This is a genomic window from Arthrobacter sp. YN, assembly GCF_002224285.1.
Lineage (GTDB): Bacteria > Actinomycetota > Actinomycetes > Actinomycetales > Micrococcaceae > Arthrobacter.
In genome coordinates, this window is sequence record NZ_CP022436.1 from 2,307,661 (window position 1) to 2,332,470 (window position 24,810).

The window sequence follows — 24,810 nt, forward strand, 5'->3', positions numbered from 1 at the left end:
ATCAGCCCCGCAGTGCGCAGTCATTCCTCCACCGCCGAAGGAACCCAACGCCGGACGCCAGCAGAAAGTGACCGACGTCAGTGAGCGCTCCGATCCTGTCGGGCTACCACCCGGATCCCTCAATATGCCGAGTAGGCGAGGACTATTTCCTTATTAACTCCAGCTTTGAATACTTCCCCGGAGTCCCGGTTTTTTCGAGCCGCGACCTGCTCAGTTGGCGCCAGATCGGCAATGTACTCGACCGTAATGGCCAGCTCAATGTGGTTTCCGGTATCGAGGGCGCGAGCGGGGGCATTTACGCCCCGACGATCCGTTATCACAAAGGCCGTTTCTGGATGATCACCACGAATCTGCACGACGTGCGGGAAGGGCACATCATTGTCTCGGCCGATCACCCGGCAGGCCCGTGGACCGAGCCGGTTTACACGCCGGGACTCGTCGGCATTGATCCCGACCTGGCCTGGGACGAAAGAGGCGACTGCTACATCACATGGTCAGACGTCATCAAGGGGGGAATATCACAAGCCCGGATTGATCCGCAGACAGGAACCACATTGTCCCCATCGCGGGAAATATGGGAGGGCACAGGTGGAGCCCATGTCGAGGGTCCCCACATTTACACCCGCAACGGCTGGTGGTATCTCCTCACCGCAGAAGGCGGCACCGCAGCTGGCCACATGATCACCGTCGCACGCGCAGAAGCCATTGACGGCCCCTACACTCCTTGCCCTGCCAACCCGATTCTGACGCACCGCAGTACCTCACATCCCGTGCAGGCGGTGGGACACGGTGACCTTCTCGAGCTCCAGGATGGGAGCTGGGCGATGGTGCATCTCGGGACTCGCCCACGCGGGTCTTTCCCCAAGTGGCACACCAACGGCAGGGAGACGTTCATCGTCGGAATCGACTGGGTGGAAGATTGGCCTGTCGTGGTAGAGGATCGATTCACCCCGCCAGACGTCGATGCCTCGTTCGAAGACAGATTCGCTGGAGAGCGGCTGCACCCGCGTTGGATTGCCCCGGGAACTAACCCGAGCTCCTTCGCGAAACCGGGCGACAACGGACTCATACTGCATGCCGGTCGCCAACCCGCGACCGCGCAGTCTTCGCGGCTCCTCGCCGTCCGGGCTGAAGACCTCGAATGGACCGCCAGCGTTGAAGGCGTCGGTGACCTGGCGCTCACGGTGCGCATCGATGACCTTCACCAGGCAATCGTCCAGCGGGTCGGGGGGACTGTAGCGGCCCGTGTCGTCATCGGGCCGACAGATCAGGACCTCGCTGTCAGGGATGCCATACCCGAAGATAACGCCCTGACGATCCGCTCGGTGCCGTTCGGCGGCCCAGCCGGCCAGCGAAAGGGGCCGGACAGGTTAGTCCTGGGAGTGCGTGCCGGCGACGATTTCCAAGAACTGGCCGTCCTTGATGGTCGCTACCTGTCAACTGAGGTCGCCGGAGGATTTACGGGCCGCGTCGTGGGGATGGAAGCTCTGGGCGCCGATGCGATCATCAGCCGTTTCACCTACACTTCACCCTAGAGTCCGGGCCGCCAAGGACTCCTAGTCCTTGGCCTTTCGCAGCTCACGGCTTACTGCCCTCAGCCCGGTTTCAAGTGCCCTAAGCTCTTCAATCGTTAGCCCGGCCAGCACTTCACCACCCAGTTCTGGACGCGCCGCCATGAGTTCACGAACCACGGACCGACCCAAATCAGTTGCAATAATTCGCCGGACCCGCTGGTCTTCGGGATCAGTGGACCTGGCGACCAACCCCGCCGCCTCAAGACGATCAACAAGTTTGGACATTGACGCCATCGAGACGCCGAACGTCGTCACCAGACCAGCTCCCGTGGCCCCGCGCCCAGTGGTGACTACTACAGAAAGAACTTTGAGCTGCTGGATGGTGAGGTCCGTCATGAGTAAAGGCTGAAGGATCCGGGGAATGGAGCGAATGGTTATGGCAATCGTAAGAGCATCAATGCTCTGTTGAACCGCATCCCGGTCGTTCTCGATTTCCACCATGGGAATACGGTAACCCCGGAATGGGCCACCGTTTGCCAATTTACTTAGCCTGAAGCTAAGCTTTTTTCGAGTAAGCCGATCCGTAGTCGTGTCGACGCGTACAGGAATCATCCGATGAATTTTGACCGGATCCGACTCGCGGGCGCGCATTGGGGGCGGCCGCGTGACGCACGCATGGCGCAGTAGCGAAGCGAGGACGAACCATGAGCAGCGCCCAGAACCCCACGAACCACCTGAAAACGCCCGACGTCGAAGGCCTGCGGGCCAGGTATCGCGCCGAGCGCGACCGGAGGATCCGGCCCGACGGCCTGGCGCAGTATCAAGGCACCACCGGGCAATTCGGCTACTACGCAAAAGATCCCTACACTGATCCGATCGAACGGGAACCGCTGACGGACTTCGTTGAAGTGCTGGTCATCGGCGCGGGATTTGGCGGATTGCTCGCAGCATCCCGGCTTCGGGAGGATGGGGTTCAGTCCATCCGACTCATGGATGAGGCGGGCGATGTGGGTGGCACCTGGTATTGGAACCGCTACCCGGGAATCCACTGTGACATCGAATCCTACGTGTACATGCCGCTCTTGGAAGAGATCGGGTATGTGCCGAACTGGCGCTACGCGCCGGGGGAGGAGATCCGGCAGCACGCCATCGCCGTTGCCAAGCATTTTGATCTGTACCGGGATGCGCTATTCCAGACCCGGGCAACAGAACTGAGCTGGGATGAGGCGGCTGATGAATGGACTGTCCGGACCGATCGCAACGACCGGTTCCGCGCGCGTTATGTCATTACATCCTCTGGATCCCTTACCCAGCCCAAGCTTCCTGGCATCCCCGGGATCGAGGACTTTCGCGGGCACACGTTCCACACCAGCCGCTGGGACTATTCGTACACAGGCGGCACTGCAGAGGGTGGACTGGCCGGCCTCGCCGACAAGCGGGTCGCCGTCGTTGGCACCGGGGCCACGGGCGTTCAGGTCATCCCGCACGTGGGCCGGGACTCGGAACAGCTCTATGTGTTCCAGCGGACGCCGTCGACCATCGATGTTCGCGACAACCGTCTGACAGATCCTGGCTGGGCGGGTTCACTACAACCCGGGTGGCAGCGCGAGCGGATGGAGAACTTCCTTTCCGTGCTGGCTGGCGAGCAGGTTGAGGAAAGCCTTGTCACCGACGGTTGGACAGCAACTACGCAGTTGCAGCGCAAGATCCTATCCGGCGCTGTAGACACCACCGTTTCCTCGGATGAACGTGAGCTTCAGGACGAAATCGCCGACTTCGAAACCATGAATCGCATCCGCGCCCGTGTCGACGAGATCGTGGAGGACCCTGAGACGGCCGAGCTTCTCAAGCCTTGGTATCGGTACATGTGCAAACGCCCGTGCTTCAGCGACACCTACCTCCAGACGTACAACAGACCCAACGTGACGCTGGTGGACACAGCCGACTTCGGCGGCATCACCCGCCTGACCGAGACCGCAATCGTCGTCGGCGAAACCCACTACGAAGTGGACTGCATCATCTTCGCCACCGGCTTCGATGTAGGCGTCTCGGGAGTGCTCTCCGGCACCCTGCCCGTATACGGGCGCAACCAGCGCTCCTTGTTGGAGGCGTGGGAGCAGGGACCGCGCACACTGCATGGCTTTTACAGCAATGGATTCCCTAACCTCTTCCATCTCGGTGCACTGCAGAACGCAAACTCTGTCAATTTTGTCCATATCCTGCAGGAACAAGCCGAGCACATCGCAGCAGTCATCTCCCATGCACGCACAACCGGCGCCCAAGTCGTCGAACCAACCCCTGAATCAGAAGCTGCATGGGTTGCCACCGTCATCGCAACAGCGTCGGACTCCGGCGCGTTCCAGGCCGAGTGCACCCCGGGCTACTACAACGGTGAGGGAACCCGCACGATCACCGGGGCTTCGTTTAGCCCTGGCCCGATGGCCTTTCACCGCATCCTTCGTCAGTGGCGCGAGGGCGACATGAGCGATGTTATGGCCGCTGCGAAGCCCGGGACTTCATCGTGAACGGCGCCACACAGCAAACCCGGGCGGCGCTTGTCGCGGTAGCAACTGCAGTCTCCTTCGCAGTGACAGGGTGCACAACGGCAGGCCCGTTGGAACCACCCTCTGTCGCGGCGCGGCACGCACCGTCTCAAGAAACCGCAGATGACCCCATTCGAGTCACGCCCGTCCACCAATCCACCGGAATGACACTGCTGGAAGGCCCCACGCTCGGACCCAACGGAGACCTGTACCTCGTTGACGTCACAGCCCCGCCAGGAGCCCCGAAAGTCATGGCGATCGACATGGAGTCCCGCGAACAGCGAACAATATACACAGATGACACGAGCGCCTTCACATCCGCTCAATTCAGCCCCCTCGATGGTCGGCTGTATCTAACGGACTTCCACGGTTCCGTCTTGAGTGTCACTCCGGACGGCGGAGATCCAAGGGTTTTCTTCTCCGGACCGGTAGCCGGAAAGACAATGAACCCGGACGACATCAGTTTCGACGAAGCAGGCAACCTCTATATCACCGACACGACCGGGGCACAGGACCCATACTGGAAACCGCAGGGACGCTTGGTGCAAATTGACGGCCACACCGCTGAAGCAACCGTGCTGGCCCACGGCCTGCCTGCCCCCAACGGACTCGCGTTTACACCCGGCTTTGATGGGCTATGGGTCAGCCACAACACAGCCAACAGAATCGATTACGTCCGTTTAAGCGAGAATGGTCTTGAGGTTAAGACCGCACATCCGGCCATCCACCTCAGTGCGGGCATCGGCCAAGTCGACTCCTTGGCCGTAGACGCCGACGGAAACCTATACGCAGGATTCCACAATCAGGCAGCGGTCCTCGTTTATGACCCGACCGGCAAGCACATCTCCACAATCTCCGTCCCCTCGGAGGGTCACCGACCATCGTCGGCGACGAACATCGCCATCGCACCGGGGACCACTGATGCCTACATGACATTAAGTGGCGAAGAAGGTGGCAGGGTCTATAAGTTTCGTGCTCTCGCAAAGGGGATACGCCAGTCAAACGGAGGTTAGGACGACGGATACGTAAGGCCACATCAGAAAGGCCTCCTACTCAATAACCTGTTCGTTGAGCTCTAATGCTCGACCGGAAAGGAATTCGCCTCGCGAGCAGAATCAAAGAATGCCCGATCCGGGCGGTGCGCGCCATTCCTTGCCCTTTGTGGAACCTGCTCTCCTACTTTTCTCTCCACCATCCGAAACTCTCGCGCAGGCGGGGAAACTAGCGTAGCGTCGATTGGAGAATTGGTGGCGATGGCCACACCTGACCACGGAGCCAGGGCAGGTCGGCGTCGATCTCTTTGAGGGGGCCGGGATGGCTGGGTGGAACTCTGACACTGCTGCCGGGCCAGTGGGGTCGGGGACCCTCACCTTGGTGGAGGGCTCATCCTTTTGTATTTCAATGGCGAATGGGGACATCCATCCGGAGATTCCGCATGGGGTTTTCTTCGAGGACACGCGTATCCTTTCCGGCTGGAGGTTGACCGTCAACGGTGAGCCGTTGGAGCCTCTGGCCGCGAAGGCGAAGGAGCCGTACAGGGGGCTTTTCGTCGGCCGTGTACCGCGCTCAGACGAGTACGCGGACAGCCCGCTGATCGTCGAACGTTTACGTGAGGTAGCTTCGGGAATTCTTGAGGGGATCACGGTCCGTAACTACTCCAGTGAGGCTACGGAGTGTGCGGTTGCCCTGGGAGTCGAAGCGGATTTCGCTGACCTTTTTGAGGTGAAGGAAGCACGGATCCAGCGTCGTTGGGATGAGTCTCGCGAAGCGTACGGCGAATCGCTAACCATCCGGGCCGTCTGGCAGGGCGTCAGGAAGGGCGTCGTTATCGAGGCCCCCGGTGCGGACGTCGCGCCGGAGTCGGTGACATACCGCATAATTGTCCCGGCACACGGAGAATGGAGCACGACTTTAAGAGTGATGCCTGCCGTTGACGGAACCGGTCCCGTGGTTCCTTTCGTACATCCTGACGAGGGCGAAATGTCTCCGCGCGACCTGCGCCGGCAGGAGTGGGTCTCGGAGATTCCGGTGCTGCACATAGGTAACCAGGCTGTTGAGCGGACCGTACATCGCAGTTATGACGATCTGGGCGCGCTTCGTATTGAGGATCCTGCCCATCCTGACCGGATCGTGGTGGCCGCGGGTGCGCCATGGTTCATGGCGCTGTTCGGGAGGGACTCGCTATGGGCTTCCCTGATGGCGCTTCCGGTGGATCCGTCCCTTGCCCTTGGCACGTTGCAGACGCTTGCCGACCGCCAGGGCAGGGTGGTGGATGTGACGAGTGAGGAGGAGCCGGGCAAGATCCTGCACGAAGTCAGGCTTGGCGTCTCCAGCGGCTTGGCGCTGGGCGGAAAGTCTGCGTACTACGGAAGTGTCGATGCAACGCCTTTGTTTGTGTCCGTGCTTGGGGAAGTCAGCCGCTGGGGCTTTGCGTCGGAGACCATCACGTCTCTGCTGCCACATGCGGACCGCGCGCTGGACTGGATCCGGGACTACGGGGACCGCGACGGTGACGGTTTTGTTGAGTATGAGCGCCTCAACGACAGGGGACTGATCAACCAGGGCTGGAAAGATTCCTGGGACGGCGTCAATTTTGCCGACGGCACGTTGGCGGAACCGCCGATTGCGTTGTGCGAGGTCCAGGCGTACGTGTACGACGCCTACATGGTGCGCGCCTGGATGGCCTACGACGCCGGTGAGCTGGACCTGGCGGCCGAGTGTCGTGAGCGGGGTGCTCGGCTGAAAAAGCAGTTCAATGAGCAGTTCTGGCTTCCTGACCGCGGCTACTATGCCATCGCCTTGGACGGTAAGAAGCGGCCGGTGGATGCGTGCGCATCCAACATGGGGCATTGCCTGTTTTTCGGCATTGTGGATGAGGACAAGGCGCCGCTGGTGGTTGAACGGCTGATGTCCCCGGAGATGTTCAGTGGCTGGGGGGTGAGGACTTTGGCCAGCGACATGGGCGCCTACAACCCTGCCAGCTACCACAACGGGTCGGTCTGGCCGCATGACAATGCGATCCTTGCCGCCGGGCTGATGCGTTACGGGTTCGTAGAGCAGGCGCAGCGGATCTCTACAGCCCTGTTCGAGGCCGCCGCTTATTCGGAGGGACGGCTGCCCGAATTGTTCTGCGGTTTCAGTCGAGAACACTACGATGAACCGGTGCCGTACCCAACGGCGTGTTCACCGCAGGCTTGGGCAGCAACAACGCCGATCATGCTGGGGAAGACACTCCTGAGGTATGACGTCCACGTTGCACGCGGCGGTGTATGGATGGACCCGGTGGTGCCCGGGTCTTACGGCGCTGTGCACATCGCCAACGCGCCCGTGGGCGGCGGGCGGGTCACTATCGACGTCTCTGCTACCACCGCAAGCATTCAGGGGCTGCCCGAGGGTATCGTGTTCCACCGCGGGACTCGCCCGTCGCTGGCAGATCTGGTGGAACAGGCTTGGCATGGTGGCAAATAGCGAAAAAGCTACTGCTCGCGCTGGTTTCTTCAGCGCATGGAGTTCGGATGCTTGGCCAAGGGTGTGATCTTGATTTTCATGTACGGGTACATCGGGAAGCCGCTGAGGATGTTGTGTAATTCATCGTTGGAAGCGACATCGAATATCGAGTAATTCGCGTACTCGCCAACCACCCGCCAAATGGAGGCCAGACGGCCTTCCTTTTGAAGGGTCTGGGAATACTCCTTCTCCAGCGTCTGCGCGCGGCTGACGTCCTCAGGGGAAAGGTGCGTTGGGAATTGCACGTCCATGCGGGCCAAAAACAACATCTGATACTCCTTGGTGGTCTATCTAGGACAGTCGGTACGCCGCGAGTTTTTCCTCGTCGATCTCCGCTCCGACCCCCGGCAGATCGCGCACGGAGATCGTGCCGTCGATGATCCGGAGCGGATCAGCGAGCAGGTCATCGGCCATATCGAGGAAATTCGACAGTTCCCCTGCCCGGCGGCTTGTTGCCTCATGTGCGGCGCCGAAGGTGACGGTGGCAAGCGAGCCGATCTGGGTGTCGATCTGGTTGCCCATGGTCACATCCACACCAAGTCCGGTGCACAGGCCCAGGATTTCAGTGGCTTCTGTGAAGCCTGACCGGGCAGTCTTGATGCAGATGGCATTGCAGCCGCCGGAGAGCAGCTCCCGGGACACGTCTCCAGCCGTTGGGACGGACTCATCACCCACCACCGGGATCGGCGACTTCTCCACCAGACGACGGCGGCTCAGTGCTTCCTTGGCATCACAGGGTTCCTCGAGCATGGTCAGCCCAAGCCCCTCGGTCCGCCGGAGTACCTCAAGTGCTTCGTTCGCGGTCCAGCCGCGGTTAGCGTCCAGATACAGTTCCACATCGTCACCGAGCCCCTCGCGCAGCACCCGGCAGGCGTCGACATCCAATGCCAGCGGCCGCCGGCCGACTTTCAGCTTGAAGGTCGTAATGCCGTATTCCTCGCCGAAGCGCAGTGCCTCGTCCAGGAGTTCCTGAGCTGGCCGGAAGCCGAGCATGTGGCTGACCCGCATGCGGTTGGTATACCCACCCAGAAGTTTGTGCACCGGAGTGCCGAGTGTCTTGCCGATGGCGTCCCACACTGCAATGTCTACTGCACCCTTTGCCACCTGGTTGTGAATGGTCCGACGGAGCACAACATGGATCCGCTCCCGGTCGAAAATCTCGAGACCGGTCAGCTGCGGCGCGAAGGTCTTCTCAATGATCGTCCGGATGGACTCTTGTGTCTCACCGTACGTGTACGGACGGGGCGGAGCATCTGCCACTCCCACGACGCCGTCGTCGGTGTATACGCGCACCAGAACGTGGTCAGCATTTGCCACCTCGCCGCTGGCGAATTTCAGGGGGTGCGTGTACGGGATGGAGTACGGGGTGACTTCGATCCGCTCGATCTTCAACGGCTCGGTTCCTTTCGAATGTGCCAGGCAGTCCGGTGCTGCCGGGAAGAACGGTGCCCCAGGGCTCATTGCCCTGGGGCACCTATTGGACGGAAAACACAAACCCGACCATGTCAGGGAAGCTCCTACTTGGACTGTCCCACTTTGGCGAGGACGTATTCATATGAGGCTTCTTCGCCGGCAGCGCCGTCTGTACGCGGAGTGGTGTTGAGCATCAGCTCCGGCTTGACTGCCGACGCAATGTCGTCCGCATTGTGAGGGTCACCGGGGAAGTAGAGCTGCTGGGTTACGGACTGATAGCCGGGAGCTGAGACCTTGATGTGAATGTGTGCCGGGCGCCAGGCATGCCAGCCCGCGGCGTTGATCAGCTGTCCGCAGGCTCCGTCCGTGGGAATCTGGTAGGGAGCCGGGCGCATGGTGTGGAGGACGAAGCGTCCATTGCTGTCGGCCTGCACGTTGGCTCGGAAGAGCCACTCAGGCAGGCCGGGGGCGTATTGGGAGTAAAAACCGGCCGCATCGGCGTGCCAGATCTCCATTTGGGCCCCCTGAATGGGATTGCCGTCGGTGTCAGCAAACCGTCCGCTGAATTTCAGCGGAGTGCCAGCCTCGCCCTCACGCATTTCAACAGTGGCTGGGGATTCAAGCACGGGTGAGTTCGGGACGTAATAGGGGCCCTCGATAGTGCCCTTGGTGCCGGGCCGGTCCTGGGAGTTGACGTCCTCCACGGTGTGCTCTAGCCAAACGTCGAGGAATAGCGGCCATTCGCCGTCGTTGCCCACCTTGATCAGCCAGGCTTTTAGGGCGTTGTACTCCTCGTAGGTGACTTCGTGTTCGACGACGATGTCGTTGGCCGCTTTGATGAGGGCGCCGGCGAGGAGGCTTACGCGCTCCTTGGGAATCCCCGTTCCCTTGAGCTTTCCCGAGGCGGCGAAGCGCTCGGTCGCCTTCGACCCAGCCTCCACAGCGGTACCCTGATTTTCCTGGCGGGTGTCCAGTTGATTCTCAGTCATAGTGATCTCCACACTCCTCGATGCATCGGGAACGGGAAATGAGCCCGTTTCCGGAACGCGCCGGCCGCAGGCTGTGCACCTGCAGGTTCGCCGACCTCGTGACGTTGATCCAATGCTAGTGAGCCTATAAGGACGAAACAAGGACTAATTTGGCGCCCATTATGTAATCATCTCTACATAAAAGAACCCTTGGTCCTTACTAGGGTTTTGCCTGATGTGAGTGGCATCACCTTGCGGCAGGCTTGGTGGGACACTTTCATTCGCCCGAGGGGTTTAGGCGGGGTCGCACAGTCGCTGGCCGCCCACCTTCACCCTCTCCAAAGAAGGAGCACACCATGACCGAGAATCTGACTCGTGTCCGTGAAGTCCTGGCTGACGCCGTCGTTGACGATCGAGAGAACGGCGTTATCCGGGCGAAGCGTGAGATCTTCACGGACCAGGACATCTTTGAACTGGAGATGAAGCACATCTTTGAGGGCAACTGGGTTTACCTTGCCCATGAGTCGCAGATCCCCAACGTGGGGGACTACTTCACCACTTACATCGGCCGGACTCCCGTTGTCCTGACCCGGGATAAGGATGAGAAGATCAACTGCATTGTCAATGCCTGCTCCCACCGCGGCGCCATGCTGTGCCGGCGCAAGACAGACAACAGGACAACGTTCACGTGTCCCTTCCACGGCTGGACCTTCAAGAACTCGGGGGAGCTGCTGAAGGTTAAAGACTCCCGGAATGCCGGTTACCCGGAGACCTTCAACAAGGAGGGCTCACACGACCTCACCAAGGTAGCCCGTTTCGATTCATACCGCGGCTTCCTCTTCGGCTCGTTGAATGCTGACGTCCTGCCCTTGGAAGAACACCTTGGTGACGCCACGAAGGTCATCGATTCGATTGTGGACCAGTCCCCGGACGGGCTTGAGGTCCTCCGCGGGTCGTCCACCTATACCTACGACGGCAACTGGAAGGTTCAAGCGGAGAACGGCGCCGACGGCTACCACGTGACCGCCGTGCACTGGAACTACGCGGCGACAACCGCCCGCCGAAGTGCTGGCGACTCCGCCAACACGACCAAGGCCATGGATGCCGGCAAATGGGGCAAGGTTAAAGGCGGCTTCTATTCATACAACCATGGGCACCTGTTGCTGTGGCAGGAGTGGACCAACCCCGAGGACCGCCCGTTATGGGACCGCCGCGACGAGCTCGTCCAGAAGTACGGCGAGGAGATGGCAAACTTCATGATCAACATCTCGCGTAACCTCTGCCTGTACCCGAACGTGTACATCATGGACCAGTTCTCTTCGCAGATCCGTCACTTCCGTCCTATTTCCGCTGATCAGACCGAAGTGACGATCTACTGCATCGCACCGAAGGGGGAGTCGCAAGAGAACCGGTCGAAGCGAATCCGCCAATATGAGGACTTCTTTAATGCGACTGGCATGGCCACTCCGGATGACCTCGAAGAGTTCCGTTCCTGCAACAAGACGTATTGGGCCACTTCGGCGCCGTGGAATGATATGACGCGCGGCTCCACCCACGAGATTGCCGGTCCCGACGAGCAGGCCACAGCGCTGGGCATGTCGCGGGTGATCGCCTCGGGTGTACGCACCGAAGACGAAGGGCTCTACCCGATCCAGCACGGGTACTGGAAGGAAGTAATGGACAAGGCCCTCGCCGACGCGGAAGCCGTTGCCCAGGAATCCTTGCCGGTCACGGCGTAATCGAAACGTCCGATCAAGACAGAGAGTGCTGAAAACCCATGGCCAACCTCATTAACTCCGTGACCGCGCTCAAGAGTGCCGATGAAATCGCAACCCTTGAGACAGTCCGCGCCTTCCTTTACCGCGAAGCCCGGCTACTGGATGACCGCCAGTTCGACCAGTGGCTCGAGTGCTACCACCCGGACTCCGAGTACTGGATGCCGGCGTGGGACGTCGACGACCGGCTCACGGTAGACCCCCAGAACGAGATCTCGCTCATCTATTACGACAACCGTGGAGGCATCGAGGACCGGGTTTTCCGGATCAAGACGGACCGCTCCTCCGCTACCTCGCTCCCGGAACCGCGCACCGGGCACAACATCACCGACGTTGAAGTCCTGGAGCACGACGGCGGCCAGGTCAAGGTGCGCTTTAACTGGTTCACCCTGTACTTCCGGTACAACACCACCGATACCTATTTCGGCACGAGCTTCTACACAATCGACCTCTCCGGCGAGCAGCCGGTGATCCTGAAAAAGAAGGTTGTACTGAAGAACGACTACATCCACCACGTGGTGGATGTCTACATGATCTGACGGCGCCCCAGCACGCGTACAGCTCGGCCGCAGCAGCGCCGCCAGGAGCGGCCCGCTGCCAGATCTGCTCGCAAGAGATAACCGCACTAACTTTCGGGGGTCGCGAGGATGCGATCCCCAACCAGGAGGAATCATGGGCCATCAGGTAGCCCTCAGTTTCGAAGACGGAGTCACCAAAGTCATCAAAGTCGGCGACTACGAGACCGTCATGGACGCGGCGTACAAGGCGCGGATCAATATCCCTTCAGATTGTCGGGACGGCGCCTGCGGCACGTGCAAGGCCTTTTGCGACTCCGGCTCGTTCGACCCCGGCGACTACATCGACGACGCCATGACCGAAGAGGAGCTGGAGAAGGGCTATCTCCTCACCTGCCAGGCCGTTCCGGAATCGGACCTCGCCATCCAGATCCCGGCCACTTCCGAATCAGCGAAAACCTCGGCTGCCACTTTTACGTCCACATTGAAGGAACTCGACAAGCATTCGGAGTCCACCATCTCCTTCGCGCTGGAGGTGCAGAACCGGGAAGCCCTGGCTTTCCTGCCCGGCCAGTACGTCAACATCAAGGTCCCCGGCACCGACGCGGAGCGCTCGTACTCCTTCAGCAACGGCCCCGAAGTGGAAGACGCATCGTTCATGGTGCGCATTACGCCGCAGGGGGCGATGTCCGAGTACCTGCGTGACCGGGCAGCGGTCGGGGACACCATCGAGTTCACAGGCCCGTACGGCTCCTTCTTCCTTCGCGAACCCAAGCGCCCCCTGCTCCTGCTGGCTGGCGGAACCGGCCTGGCCCCGCTCCTGTCCATTCTGGAGAAACTGTCCGGGAACCCGCCGGCCACGCCGGTCAACCTGATTTATGGCGTCTCCCGTGAAGCCGACATCGTGGGAATCGACTGGCTGCGCACCTACGAAGCGAAGCTGCCGAACTTCACCTGGGATCTCATTGCCTCCGAGCCGGGGACTTCCGCACCCCACACGGGCTACGTTACGCAGATCATCCAGCCGTCCCACATCAACGATGGTGACGTCGATATCTACCTCTGCGGCCCGCCGCCCATGGTCAATGCCGTCTCCAAGTGGCTGGACACCGAGGACATCCAACCGGCCAACTTCTATTTCGAGCGTTTCGCCCCCAAAGAAGCCACTGGTGGTGACGCCGAGACGGGTGCGCCCGCTTCCGTGGAAAAGCTGGAAAGAGCGGGCGACACAATCAGCCGCGTGGAAGCCATTTCGTCCATGGAGACCGGCCGGCTCGAGTTCCGTAAGGAAGACAGCTTCGCACACCTGGACGCCCGCATGGGCCTTGAACTTGCCGTGACCGAACTAATGTTGGACCGCCTTAGCAAGGAGCAGTTGCACCAGTTCCGTCGCCTTGCCGAAGCGACCACACGTGCGGTGGACGCTGGTAGGGTTCTTGACCCCGAAGAGTATGTCAGGACCAACGAAGAGTTCCACGAATACCTGTTCACGATCTCCGACAACCCGATGCTGCTGGAGTCGTACCGTCGGCTCGACGTCCACGCGCAAATGGCAGCAACTTTTGCAGAGGGCACCCATATCTTTGAACGGGTCGCCCAGGATCACCTCGATGTCGTAGACGCGTTTGAGCGAGGCGACAAGGAGCGGGTCCGGGAAGTCATCATGGCCCACGCCCGCGATGCGAAGGGCACCATGGCCGAAGCGATCGATGCCATGGGCAAGGGATTTTGACGGTGGCAGCGTACTCGGGACAGTTCATTACGCCTGGCCGTTTCGCTGGCAAAGTGGCGGTAGTTACGGGCGCGGCCCAGGGAATCGGGCAGAAAGTTGCGGAGAGGATCGGGGCTGAGGGGGGTTCGGTGGTACTGGTTGACCGCGCCGACATTGTGAAGGAAGTGGCCAAGGGCATCCAGGATGCTGCGCTGGAGTCAGGGTCCGGCGGGTCAGCCATCTCCGTTACGGGGGACCTGGAAAGTTTCGCCGGAGCGGAGCGGGCAGTGAACGCGGCTCTGGCCCGCCACGGAAGGATCGACGTACTCGTCAACAACGTGGGAGGGACCATATGGGCCCGCCCCTACGAGGAATACGACGAGGAGCAGATTGAAAGGGAGATCCGTCGTTCGCTCTTCCCCACCTTGTGGTCATGCCGCGCCGTTCTCCCGGCGATGCTGGCCAAGGGCTCGGGCACCATCGTCAACGTCTCCTCAGTGGCCACTCGCGGAGTGCACCGCGTCCCCTATGCCGCGGCGAAGGGAGGCGTCAACGCCCTGACCCAGTCCTTGGCCATGGAGGTTGCCGGGCGCGGTATCCGCGTTGTTGCAACCGCCCCGGGCGGCACCGAAGCTCCGCCCCGAAGGGTCAAACGCGGACCGGAAGCAGAGTCCACTACCGAAAAGGCGTGGTACCAGGCCATTGTGGACCAGACCGTTGAATCGTCCTTTTTGAAGCGATACGGCACCCTGGAAGAACAGGCTGCGCCGATTGTTTTCCTGGCATCCGACGAAGCATCGTATGTCACTGGCAGCGTCCTTCCGGTGGCAGGCGGAGACCTGGGTTGAGCCTGCTGTGACTGATAACCGCTGGCGGGGCGTGGATGTGCGGTCGAGTAAGCTTGCCAGCATGATTCCGGGCCACCACCGCGGCAACCCTGAGGAGGATCTGGCGCTGCTCGACCGTGCCGAGGTCTTCGAGGAGTTACTGGAGACGCTCCGCACTGTTCGTAAAGGCAACGTGCGTACGGTGGTACTGAGCGGCCCGCGGGGATCCGGGAAAACGGCGGTGTTGGATCTTTTCCTGGAGCACTGCCGAGGAGCCGCGCGTGGCGTGCGCGTGTTGTCCGCCACTGGCGACGAATGGGAAGCACAGCTCCCGCTCGCTGGCTACTCCCAGCTTATGGTCTCCGCGCCGCTGCGCTCGGCAAAGGACCCTGACGAAGGGAGCGGCCGTTCAGTGGACCTGGCCGGTACACTCAAGCCCTCCCAAGTTGCCAACTATGCGTCTACCCTGGGTGCACACCTCGACAGGCTTCAATTGCACGGGAGCGTGGTGGTTGCCGTTGATGACGTCCAGCATCTGGACCCAGAAACTCTCCACGTTCTTGTCTTCGTCATGCGCCGGCTGCGCAGTAAGAGAATCCTGTTCCTCGTCACCCTGGATCCTGCTCAGGCCCGGCTCGTTCCAGCGGGTGTATTGGCCTTCCTCACCGGCCATCAGGTTTCCCGCCTTCCACTGGACCCCCTATCACCGCAGCGGGTCCAGGAGCTCGCACGGCGTTGGTTCGGCATCGACCTGAACGCGACGGCCGCCCACGAGATCGTGCGGCATACCGGGGGATGGCCCCAGCCGGTTGTCGAACTTCTGGGGGAGCTTCCTCCGGAAACCTGGCAGACATGGTTCTCGTCCCTGCCTCCGAGCTCACGCGTGCGGGCACAGGTGCGCAGCCTCCTCGGATCCGCCTCACCCGATCTGGTAGCTGTGGCTGAGGCCACGTCCGTGCTCGGCCGGAGTGCCGGGGTAGCTGAAGTTGCCCGCGTCAGTGGCGTCGAATCCGTGATGGATGCCCTCGACGAGGGCCACAGAGTCGGACTGCTGGGCCTGTCAGTGGACCAGGCCCATTCGCTGGTGAAATTCTTCGAAGCGGGAATCACCGAGTCCGTCTACGAGCAGATTGCACCCAGCCAGCGCATTCGCCTGCACCGCAGGGCCGCGGACTCGGTTCAGAATGAAGGCGACCGCCTAGGTCACCGGGTTTCGGCTACCCCGGGACCAGACGAGGCCCTTGCCGAGGAGCTTGAGGAGTACGCGCGGCGACAGGCCATCGTGGGTGCCTGGCACGATGTATCCACCGCACTGTTTTCCGCGTCCCGGCTCTCGGGTGACATCCGCGTCGGTAACGATCGCCAGCTGAGGGCAGTAGATGCCCTCGTGGGCTCCGGGAACATTGCCGAGGCACAGATGTGGGCTGCCGCCGTCGACGCCATGGCGCCCTCGCCGTTGCGTTCCTCGGTTCTGGGCTACCTCTCGACGGCGTCAGGACAAAATCACAGTGCCCAAACCCAGTTGGACATGGCCTGGAGAACAAGCAACCCGCAGCGGGACCCGGCGGCTGCTGCGCAAGTGGCTCAACGCTTGGTCCTGCACGGGGTGGCTTCGTGGGATGGTCCCGTCATCACGCGTTGGGCGGAGCAGGCTATGTCACTGACACAGATGGGTACGCCTGCCTACATCGAATCTGAAGCCATCTACGGGCTGGGGCTTTACGCTCAGGGCAGGCTGTCTGAAGCTGAGGCCTCTTATCGCCGCGCTTTCGAACACGCGTCAGAGAACGCCCAAAAGCAGCGCGTGCAGATAGGTGCCGGGTGGCTGGCCCTGCGGCTGGATGACGCAGAGACCGCGCAGGTGAATTTCGAAGCCGCTGCGCCGACTGAGTTCCGCGGCGGTTCCCTGCGGATCTCGCTGTGGGCAGAGGCGTGGTTGGCCCGCACCCAGCTTGTGCTCGGCAACTGGGATGCGGCGGCGGCCACGGTTGCACGCGCCTCGGTTCGGCTCGAGACCTCACGGATGCCGCTGATCCGCCCCTTGTTGTATTGGACCGCCGCCGAGCTGTGGTCCTTGCGTGGGGACTGGGACCGTGCGCGGTTCTACGTCTCTCAAGCGTCAGTGCAGCCTGGCACCTATCGCGCCATGCAGGTTCCTGCCAGCTTGGCCCGGGCGCGCTTCCATGAGGCACGGGCGGACTACGAAAGCGCATTGGCTGTGCTTCAGCCGCTGACGGAGCTGGACCCCTGGACAGAGAACAGGGTCTCGTTTTGGCCGTGGCAGGACTCCTACGTTAATGCCCTCGTCATGACCGACCAGCTGGATGCGGCCGACACCTTCCTTACGGCCTTCGAGCAGGTGCCGCGGGAGCGGGCTGTGCCGTCGGATCTGGCAAGAATGGCGTGGGCGCGGGGCCGCCTCGTTTCCGCCCAGGGGGATCCTGACGCCGCCCGGGAGCACTTCGAGACGGCACTGGCTCATCTGCGCGGGCTCAACCGGCCATATTTGCGGGCCAGGGTCAGCTTTGCCTTCGGGCAAAGCATGCGGCGCGCCGGCAAAAGGCGCTTGGCATCCTCAGTGCTTCGCGTGGCCAGGGATCTCTATGATTCCCTAGGCGCTGCCACTTATGTCGACAGATGCGATCGGGAGCTGAAGGCGACGGGCCTTGATGTCGGCAACATGTCCGACCCATCTGACGCTGTCCTCGCAGCCGTCACGGGACCGCAGGTCCAGCTGACGGCCCAGGAGCAGGCAGTGGCGGAACTCGTTGCGGCCGGGGCCACCAACAAGGAGGCGGCCCGTGCACTGTTCCTGGCCGACAAGACGGTGCAGTACCACCTGACCCGCGTCTATGCGAAGTTCGGAATCCGCTCCCGCAGCGAACTGGCCGCACGTTACCGCCCCACGGACTAAGGCGCATGCCACCTGGCATTGAACCGGCGGCGGCCCTTATTAGGATCCGGAGGGGCTGGGAGTACGGTTGGGCAGGTCTTTGGTTGCCGCGCCCACGACATCCAGGAAGCTTTGGAGTAGTGATGACCGGTCCTCACGCCGCCAGGCCACCGCCAGGTCAACTTCAGGGGCCTGTTCGATATCACGGTAAACGACGCCCTCGAGCTGCAGGGCACGGACGCTCGCTGGAAGGATGGCAACGCCACTACCGGCTGCCACAAAGGAGAGCATCGTGGACGTCTCACTGATTACTTGGGTAATGCGAGGCTGGAAACCTGCCTCGCGGCAGAGTCCTGCGGTGACCCGGTAAAGCACCGACTCCGGCGGGTAGGAGATAAATTCCTGGTCCTGGAGTTCGTGAACGGCCACTGGCCGGTCCATGGCCAGGGCGCTGAAGGACGGCAACGCCAAGATGAGCGGCTCGCGTGTAACGATGCGGTATTCGATGTCCTGGGAGGCGATGGGGGGGCGCAACAGGGCCGCATCCAAGGTGCCATCCCGCAGGCCGGCCTCCATCGCAGGCGTGAGCATTTCGCCGTGTAGATTCAGCGACAGCCCAGGAAGTACCTGCTTGGCGCGTCGGACGATAGGGGGCATGACTCCGTAGGTCGCTGAGCCGGAGAACCCCACGCGAAGAACACCGGATGCGCCTTGTCCGACCTGGTACACGTCAGCACGGAGAGTTCCGACCGCATTAACGATCTGCCGTCCCCGGTCCAGCAGCGCCTGCCCGGCGGCCGTAAGTTCCACCCTCCGGGTGGTGCGGTTCAGCAAGCGCACACCCAATTGCTCTTCCAGCTGCCGTATTTGCTGGGACAAGGGTGGCTGGGCCATGTGCAGGCGTTTGGCCGCACGGCCGAAGTGGCGTTCCTCTGCAACGGCAATAAAGTAGTTCAACTGCCTGATCTCCATTGGGTTTGCCGTCCCTCCGTATGGCGCCTCCGGTCAGGCGCCCACCGCATTGATTCCCGGATCAAGTATAAAGCCGACCACTCTTGTATTCATCAGACATAATGGCAGGCTTGGAACGCCTGCGCAGCACGACAGCATCAGAGAGGGTGCCCAGGCCTGGGCACCCTCTCTGTGGATCTCAACTCATTTGTGGCAACGGCCGGCTGCGCTGGGTCAAAGGCGGACCGGGGGAGTGGGGGAGCTGAGCTCCCTTTCGGCGGAATGTTCCACAATCTCTTCGACCTTGTGCTCTGCTTCTTCCAGCTTTTGCTGACGGGGAACCAGAACAGTGACGACCGCTCCAAGCAAGGCGACGCCGCCGTAAATGTAGAACGCCGTGGCGCCTCCGATTCCCGCCGCTGCCAGCCAGCCGCCGATGATTGGTCCGAGAATGCCGCCCAGACGGCCCACGCTGGCACACCAGGCCACACCGGCCGCCCGGGCGTTGGTGGTGAAGTAGTTGGACTGGAAACCGTAAACCAGCACCTGGGTGCCGAGGGTACCCACTCCGGCGATGGCGATGCACAGGAACAACATCGGCAGAGGGAAGCCGAAGGTCATCAGCACCAAAGTGATCGTGGCCAGCACGAAGGTGCCGGCTATGACCCGCTGGGGACCAGCCTTGTCAGCGAAGCGCGAGAGCAGCAAACCTCCCGCCACAGCGCCGAGGTTCAACGCCAGGGGGAAGAAAAGTGCGTATGTCCGCCCGTAGCCGTATCCCTCCATGATCTTCGGCAGCCACGTATTCAAGCCGTAGGTCAGCAACAGGCCGGAGAAAGACATCAAGCCCAGAAGTACCGAAGCCACTGCGAACTGTTTGGAAAACACCGCCGCGAAGCCAGTCTTCTGCGGGGCTGCGCCTATCTGCTGAATGACCTGTTCTTCAAGGAGCGAAACACCGGTTCGCTGTGCAGCAGCCAAGGCTTCATCCTCACGGCCGCGGGCCAGCAGCCAGCGAGGGGACTCCGGAAGCTTGAACCATGCGATTGGCACGAGCAGGACGAGGGGGAGGGCGCCGATCATGAACAGTCCGCGCCATCCAATGTTATTGAGGAGCAGAATGCCCATGATGGAGGCGAACACGCCGCCAGCTGGGACACCAGAGTAGACGATCGCGTTGTAGAACTGTCGCCGGCCGGCTGGCGCGAACTCTGCCATGGTGGCGCCTGCGGTGGCGATGACGACACCGAGGCCCACGCCCGTAATGAAACGCAGAGCGCCGAAGGACGCTACGGTTGTTGTCAGTGCCGAGACGAACATGCCAACCGAGAACCAGGCGATGCCCAGGAGCATGAGTCGGCGGCGGCCGAAGAAGTCGCCGACCGCGCCGCAGATCAGTGATCCGACCAGCACGCCAACGAGCGCCCACGAGCCCAAGAGACCGGCGGTAGCGGCATCGAAGGCACCAATCTGGCTTGGATCGGCGAGCAGTCCCGGCAGGACGGTGCCGTACACAACAAGGTCGTAGCCATCGAATAGTAGTGCGGTGCAGATGACGAAGGCCACCCAGTTTGCGGTACGCGCCTCCTTGCGCGGGTCTTCGGCGATGACGGTCTGGAGCGTAGCCATATGCCTGTCCTCTCTGACGGAGCATGGAAGTAATGCCGTGGGGTGAACCTGCGTCCCTTGGCTTTTGCTCCAGTGTTCCAGAGGTGTGACGCCCGTCATATGCGGCAAATACCCGGGATTAGGCCGGGGGGTGATCCATACCTTCAAGATATCAATCAGATATGCTTAGCCGAATTTCGGAATGAGTAGGTGCTGCTGCCAGCGAAAGAATGCGTCCACAGCGTTTTCATGCCGGAGGAACTCAACCTTTGGGCCGCTGGTGGGCATCATTAAGGCAACCAACGAAGCCCACGCGGGGCACTTCCGTTTCCAACGCGCCGCCTTCAGCCACCCCGACCCGTATGGATCGGTACGATTTCAATATGAATCATTGGCCCGGATTGCCAGTCGGCATACGGGCCAATGGATAAGGTGAATTTATGACTAATCCCGCACGCCTGCACTCGGACCTGTCGCGCCTCGGCCGGGAGACTGACATGTTCATGGCCACCGTCGAGTCCCTGTCCGCCGACGAAATGGCCGCTCCATCCCTGTGCAGGGGTTGGACCCGGGCAGATGTCATCGCCCACATCGCCTCGAACGGCTTGGCCTTGGTCAAACTCATCGACTGGGCAACCTCCGGCGAAGAGCAGCAACTCTATGCCTCGCAGGAGGCCCGCGCCAGCGAGATAGCCGAGCTGGCCAGCCTGCCCCGCCAGGAACTGCTGGGCAAAGTCCGCCAGTCCTCCGCCTATTTCGCCGAACAGGCCCTTCGGCTGGGCGGGGAGATCGTCGTAGAGGAAGTGCATTTGCACGGTAAGCAGATTCCGGCGACGTCCATTGTGGCGTTGCGTATTGCCGAGGTCGTAGTCCACCACCACGATCTCGACACCGCTTGGACCGTCGAGGAAGCGGACCCCGACTCCGTACTCAACGCCTTGGAAGCCGCCGTTCGCACCATGCGCGCCCAAGGAGCGCCGGGGATGATCCTCGTGACGGAGGAACGCGACGAGTGGGTGATCGGTGACGGCGCCCTGCGCGTCACGTCCGACAGGGAAGGACTGCTCGAATGGCTGGCCCGCGGAGTTACCGACAATGTCCACGCTGACGGCCCACTGCCCATACTGCCGTCCTGGTGAGCCCAGGCTCCCGAGTGCCCATCGTCAGCCCGTTTCCGGTTGAGTTCAGCCGCCGCGGTGCCGGGATCATGCTACTGGATCGGCGCGGACGCGGGTGTTGTCAGTGCGTTGAGCACGGGAGCAGAGACGCCTGATTGCTCGCCGAGACGAACAATTGCCCCGCCAATGTAGGCAGTCTCCGAACTGCGCCGTGCCTTCCGGTCCTGGAGCATTGAGGTCTTGTGCGCACCGGCGTACAGGTAGGCATTCTCCAGGAGAGGCAAGTTCGCTGATCTCTCTGACAGTGCGGGCTGGCGATGTCGTGATGCCGTCTTTCACGTCTCGCAGCGTCAGCGGCACTGCAACAGAGTCCTGGTGACGGTCGAAAGTGAGCATTGTGAGGACGAGAATGGCTCACTTTCGACCATCGTGGACATAGAGCTCCTGCCTATGTCTGGGCAAGGCCAGCAGTCGGCATGGGAAATGGAAGCGGTCCGCAGGGCTCGGGAGTGCCGCTAGTGCCAGCGGACAGCCGTGTCCACTACTCTTCCCCTCACCGTCTGAACGGAGAGCGTCCTAAGCGCTGGTTACCGCGTTGGCGATTGTCCTATGGACAACCGTGCCGCCCACCATGGTCATTACTACGGGCATGTGGGGCATGTCATGCGGGTCGATCCGTTCAAGATCGGCGTCCAGGACGCACAAGTCCGCGACCTTGCCGACCTCAAGGGATCCCTTCCACTCCTCGGCGAAGTCCTGCCAAGCGGGGCTGCTCGTATAGGTGCGCAAGGCAGCTTCCAGCCCAATGCGCTGTTCGGGTCCGCTGACCTCACCGCTGGCCTTGCCTTCACGGAGGATCATGGTCGACAATCCCTGCCGCCAATCGGGCGTGGTGACAGGGGCGTCGGAGCTGCTCATCAACATCACTCCCGCCTCGAGCGCACTACGATACGGCCATTCGTAGGCGGCGCGTTCCGAGCCAACCACGCCTACCTCGAGGTCGGCGATCGTCCATTTGATGGTTGGGTTCATGTTCACGCCGATGCCATGGGCGGCCATCCGCCTTAGGGCCGATTCGCTGACGAAGTCACCATGGATAAGGTAATGGCGGGCGTTCGGACGAGGGTGAGCCTCCTGTGCCGCGATGATGGCATCGACGACGGTGTCAATGGCGCGATCCCCGGTTACGTGTACCCCGACTTGGTAGCCCGCCTTATGTCCGGCGAGAATCATTCCGGTGACCTCCGCCACCCGCTGCTCATCGGTATCACCACTCACGCACAACGAGCCGCATCCTCCGCCGACGTACTCCTGGTGCATCCAAGCGGTGCCGCTGGGCGGGATGCCATCGGCGAAGACCTTAACCCCGAGCACCTGGAAGCGTCGCAGGTCCCGGACCGCAGGAACCTGGATTTGCTCAAGGTTCTGCTCGAACTCAGCGGCTGACCCCGACATGCCCGCCGGGAGGAGGAGGGTGCTAACGCGGACCCCAAGTTCTTCTTGAGCCGCCAAGTCGGCATATACCTGCAATCCTTCCGCTCCCGCGGCGCCGCCGGCTATTAATTCCCCGCCCGGCCCCAGAGCCGGGTCGGTGAAGCTAGTGATGCCAAGCTCCTGGAGCTTGGCGACGGTAGAACGGATCGCCTGTTCGCGACGTTCCCGCGTTAGTGGAGGCAGAACACGTTGCACGAGTGCCTGCGCGCCCTCCCGAAATACTCCGGTGAGGGATCCGTCAGGGTTGGTGTCGACCACTCCACCGTCGGGCACCGGCGACGACTCGTCCACACCAGCAATTCTCAGTGCAGCCGAGTTCACCCACGAGGTATGCCTTGAGTAGTCCTGCAGGAACACTGGGTTATGGGGAGAAATGTCGTCGATATCTACACGATGCGGCATTCGCCCCGGTTCGGCAAGGCATTCTTCGAGATAACCATCGTCCCACCCGGTGCCCACTATCCAGTCTCCGGATTGCGCGTCGGCCACAGCCTCGCGGATGCATTCTCGAATATCCGCGAGGGACTTAACGGCTGGATAGGAGAGATCCAGGGATAGGGGCGGAGTATCAAGTCCGAACGCGATGCCATGCAAGTGGGAGTCGTTGATCCCAGGGATTACCGACTTGCCGGCGAGGTCAACGATCTCAGTGTTCGGGCCCACGCACGGGAGCACGTCCTCCCAGGTGCCCACAGCGACGATCGATTCTCCACACACAGCCAGGGCCGCGACTACTGTGAACTCATCATCGACGGTGAATATTTTACCGTTGGTGAAAACAAAATCTGCACGCGACATGGTTTCCTCTTTTTCTCGAATTGAAAGCTGCGTCCGGCAACAACCGAGAGGGATCTGTCAATCTGCTTCGGGCATCGCCAATACTCCTCGAAGGTCGAGTTGCCGGCCCCGTTCGGTCCGTCGACTGCACATCGAGAGGCTTCACTGAGCATGGCCGGTCACGCATGCAGATGACTAAGACGTGAGCGCATCTGTCTTGCTGTTCCGCGCACAGCCCGACCACGCATGCTGGTCAGTCTTAGCTGGTTGAGCTGACGCAACGGACGGCATCCTCGAGCGTAGCGTCGGGAAATGCTGACCGGTTGTTAGACCTCTAGCTGGTGCTAAACCCCTAACAACCTGTCCAGGAGCCGTACAGAGGAGTGCCCAACGGGGACTCCTAGTGAACGGCTACGTAGGGAGAGAAATGCGGGCCTATGCGACGAGGTTGCCGGCGGCTGTGTCCGTGTGTTCGCGGATGGTTTGGCGGGCGAGAGTTGCGTCGCCTGTTTCGATAGCGGAAACGATTTCTCGGTGGCGGTCTACGCTCATGTTTTTTACGCCTTTTTTCGGTCCAGCGAACATGATGGACATCCGGATGGATCCCTCGAGTGCGGTCCAGGAGTGGAGCAGGGTTTCATTGCCCGTCAGCTGGCATAACGTGCGATGGAAGTCCATGTCTGATTCGACCCGTTCCTTCAGGGACGAGTCCTGAGCAGCTGCCATGACGTCGATTTTGTGGTGCAGTGCCTCGATGGCGCTGACGCGGTCCGGGAGTTCGCACAGGGTTCGGGCGGCCAGGGATTCGAGCGCGGCCCGTACGGCGAAGATGTCGCGGATTTCTTTTCATCGAGGTGTCGGACTGAGAGCCTGCCACGGGGACCTGCGGAGAGCAGACCTTACTGTTCGAGATGGCGTAGGGCTTCGCGGATGGTTCCGCGGCTGATCTGGAGCATCTCCGACAGTTCTGTTTCTACCAGGTGGCGCCCCGGCTTCAATTCACCGCTGGTGATGGCTGTGCGCAGTGCCGAGAGCGCTTGTTCCCGCAGGCTTGTTTTTTCCAGTCCCAGCAGGGGTGCTGTCAGTCCGGCCATGGCCACAGTCCTCAGTGTTGTAAGTCGACTGTTTACAGTCCTTTGGTTGATTCGATGGTACGACAAAAGCACGGCCCTGGATGGGACCGTGCTTTCGTCATT

The 24,810-nt window shown here is 61.4% G+C and carries 18 protein-coding genes and 1 pseudogene; 10 read left to right on the top strand and 9 right to left on the bottom strand.

Annotated features, from left to right (window positions below; translation table 11 throughout):
* The first annotated feature begins 80 nt into the window (after positions 1 to 80).
* Positions 81 to 1,535, top strand: coding sequence for a glycoside hydrolase family 43 protein (locus CGK93_RS10455; RefSeq protein ID WP_089594764.1), 1,455 nt, complete (start codon positions 81 to 83; stop codon positions 1,533 to 1,535).
* A gap of 21 nt (positions 1,536 to 1,556) precedes the next feature.
* On the opposite strand, the gene CGK93_RS10460 is transcribed toward CGK93_RS10455, so the two are convergent.
* Positions 1,557 to 2,015: a MarR family winged helix-turn-helix transcriptional regulator gene (locus tag CGK93_RS10460; RefSeq protein WP_089594765.1), complete on the bottom strand. Its 459-nt coding sequence runs from the start codon at positions 2,013 to 2,015 to the stop codon at positions 1,557 to 1,559.
* Positions 2,016 to 2,218: 203 nt separating this feature from the next.
* Between CGK93_RS10460 and CGK93_RS10465 the strand changes: the two genes are divergently transcribed.
* The 3 genes from CGK93_RS10465 (at position 2,219) to CGK93_RS10475 (ending at position 7,525) form a co-directional block, all read left to right on the top strand.
* Positions 2,219 to 4,039 carry a flavin-containing monooxygenase gene (locus CGK93_RS10465; RefSeq protein ID WP_089594766.1) on the top strand — a complete coding sequence of 607 codons (1,821 nt, stop codon included), beginning with the start codon at positions 2,219 to 2,221 and terminating at the stop codon, positions 4,037 to 4,039.
* Between the two features lie 182 nt (positions 4,040 to 4,221).
* On the top strand, positions 4,222 to 5,070 hold the full coding sequence (locus CGK93_RS10470; RefSeq protein ID WP_198318411.1) for an SMP-30/gluconolactonase/LRE family protein: 849 nt from the start codon (positions 4,222 to 4,224) through the stop codon (positions 5,068 to 5,070).
* A gap of 301 nt (positions 5,071 to 5,371) precedes the next feature.
* Complete coding sequence (locus tag CGK93_RS10475; protein WP_089594768.1) at positions 5,372 to 7,525, top strand: amylo-alpha-1,6-glucosidase; 2,154 nt, start codon at positions 5,372 to 5,374, stop codon at positions 7,523 to 7,525.
* 29 nt (positions 7,526 to 7,554) lie between these two features.
* On the opposite strand, the gene catC is transcribed toward CGK93_RS10475, so the two are convergent.
* The 3 genes from catC to catA all read right to left on the bottom strand — a co-directional run bounded on the left by catC (position 7,555) and on the right by catA (position 9,966).
* On the bottom strand, positions 7,555 to 7,833 hold the full coding sequence (catC, locus tag CGK93_RS10480; protein WP_089594769.1) for a muconolactone Delta-isomerase: 279 nt from the start codon (positions 7,831 to 7,833) through the stop codon (positions 7,555 to 7,557).
* A 22-nt stretch (positions 7,834 to 7,855) separates the two neighbouring features.
* Positions 7,856 to 8,956, bottom strand: a complete 1,101-nt coding sequence (locus CGK93_RS10485; protein WP_089594770.1) for a mandelate racemase/muconate lactonizing enzyme family protein — start codon at positions 8,954 to 8,956, stop codon at positions 7,856 to 7,858.
* 125 nt (positions 8,957 to 9,081) lie between these two features.
* The gene (gene catA, locus CGK93_RS10490; protein ID WP_198318412.1) at positions 9,082 to 9,966 is read right to left on the bottom strand and encodes a catechol 1,2-dioxygenase; all 885 of its coding nucleotides are present in this window, start codon (positions 9,964 to 9,966) and stop codon (positions 9,082 to 9,084) included.
* Between the two features lie 335 nt (positions 9,967 to 10,301).
* On the opposite strand from catA, the gene benA reads away from it, so the two are divergent.
* From benA to CGK93_RS10515, 5 genes are all read left to right on the top strand, one after another.
* Positions 10,302 to 11,684 carry a benzoate 1,2-dioxygenase large subunit gene (gene benA, locus CGK93_RS10495; protein ID WP_089594772.1) on the top strand — a complete coding sequence of 461 codons (1,383 nt, stop codon included), beginning with the start codon at positions 10,302 to 10,304 and terminating at the stop codon, positions 11,682 to 11,684.
* A 38-nt stretch (positions 11,685 to 11,722) separates the two neighbouring features.
* On the top strand, positions 11,723 to 12,259 hold the full coding sequence (benB, locus tag CGK93_RS10500) for a benzoate 1,2-dioxygenase small subunit (protein WP_089594773.1): 537 nt from the start codon (positions 11,723 to 11,725) through the stop codon (positions 12,257 to 12,259).
* Between the two features lie 133 nt (positions 12,260 to 12,392).
* Complete coding sequence (gene benC, locus CGK93_RS10505; RefSeq protein ID WP_089594774.1) at positions 12,393 to 13,967, top strand: benzoate 1,2-dioxygenase electron transfer component BenC; 1,575 nt, start codon at positions 12,393 to 12,395, stop codon at positions 13,965 to 13,967.
* A gap of 2 nt (positions 13,968 to 13,969) precedes the next feature.
* On the top strand, positions 13,970 to 14,794 hold the full coding sequence (locus CGK93_RS10510; RefSeq protein ID WP_089594775.1) for a 1,6-dihydroxycyclohexa-2,4-diene-1-carboxylate dehydrogenase: 825 nt from the start codon (positions 13,970 to 13,972) through the stop codon (positions 14,792 to 14,794).
* A 61-nt stretch (positions 14,795 to 14,855) separates the two neighbouring features.
* Positions 14,856 to 17,687 (top strand): AAA family ATPase, encoded by a 2,832-nt coding sequence (locus tag CGK93_RS10515; RefSeq protein WP_089597367.1) that lies wholly within the window; start codon positions 14,856 to 14,858, stop codon positions 17,685 to 17,687.
* Between the two features lie 39 nt (positions 17,688 to 17,726).
* Here CGK93_RS10515 and CGK93_RS10520 read toward each other — a convergent pair whose 3' ends face one another.
* Positions 17,727 to 18,638, bottom strand: coding sequence for a LysR substrate-binding domain-containing protein (locus CGK93_RS10520; protein ID WP_089594776.1), 912 nt, complete (start codon positions 18,636 to 18,638; stop codon positions 17,727 to 17,729).
* 213 nt (positions 18,639 to 18,851) lie between these two features.
* Positions 18,852 to 20,246: an MFS transporter gene (locus CGK93_RS10525; RefSeq protein WP_089594777.1), complete on the bottom strand. Its 1,395-nt coding sequence runs from the start codon at positions 20,244 to 20,246 to the stop codon at positions 18,852 to 18,854.
* 419 nt (positions 20,247 to 20,665) lie between these two features.
* Between CGK93_RS10525 and CGK93_RS10530 the strand changes: the two genes are divergently transcribed.
* Positions 20,666 to 21,364 carry a maleylpyruvate isomerase family mycothiol-dependent enzyme gene (locus CGK93_RS10530; RefSeq protein ID WP_089594778.1) on the top strand — a complete coding sequence of 233 codons (699 nt, stop codon included), beginning with the start codon at positions 20,666 to 20,668 and terminating at the stop codon, positions 21,362 to 21,364.
* Positions 21,365 to 21,435: 71 nt separating this feature from the next.
* Here CGK93_RS10530 and CGK93_RS10535 read toward each other — a convergent pair whose 3' ends face one another.
* From CGK93_RS10535 to CGK93_RS10545, 3 genes and pseudogenes are all read right to left on the bottom strand, one after another.
* Positions 21,436 to 21,627, bottom strand: a complete 192-nt coding sequence (locus tag CGK93_RS10535) for a ketopantoate reductase C-terminal domain-containing protein (RefSeq protein WP_089594779.1) — start codon at positions 21,625 to 21,627, stop codon at positions 21,436 to 21,438.
* 292 nt (positions 21,628 to 21,919) lie between these two features.
* On the bottom strand, positions 21,920 to 23,635 hold the full coding sequence (locus tag CGK93_RS10540; RefSeq protein ID WP_089594780.1) for an amidohydrolase: 1,716 nt from the start codon (positions 23,633 to 23,635) through the stop codon (positions 21,920 to 21,922).
* Positions 23,636 to 24,049: 414 nt separating this feature from the next.
* A pseudogene (locus CGK93_RS10545) lies at positions 24,050 to 24,708 on the bottom strand (GntR family transcriptional regulator).
* Positions 24,709 to 24,810: the final 102 nt, after the last annotated feature.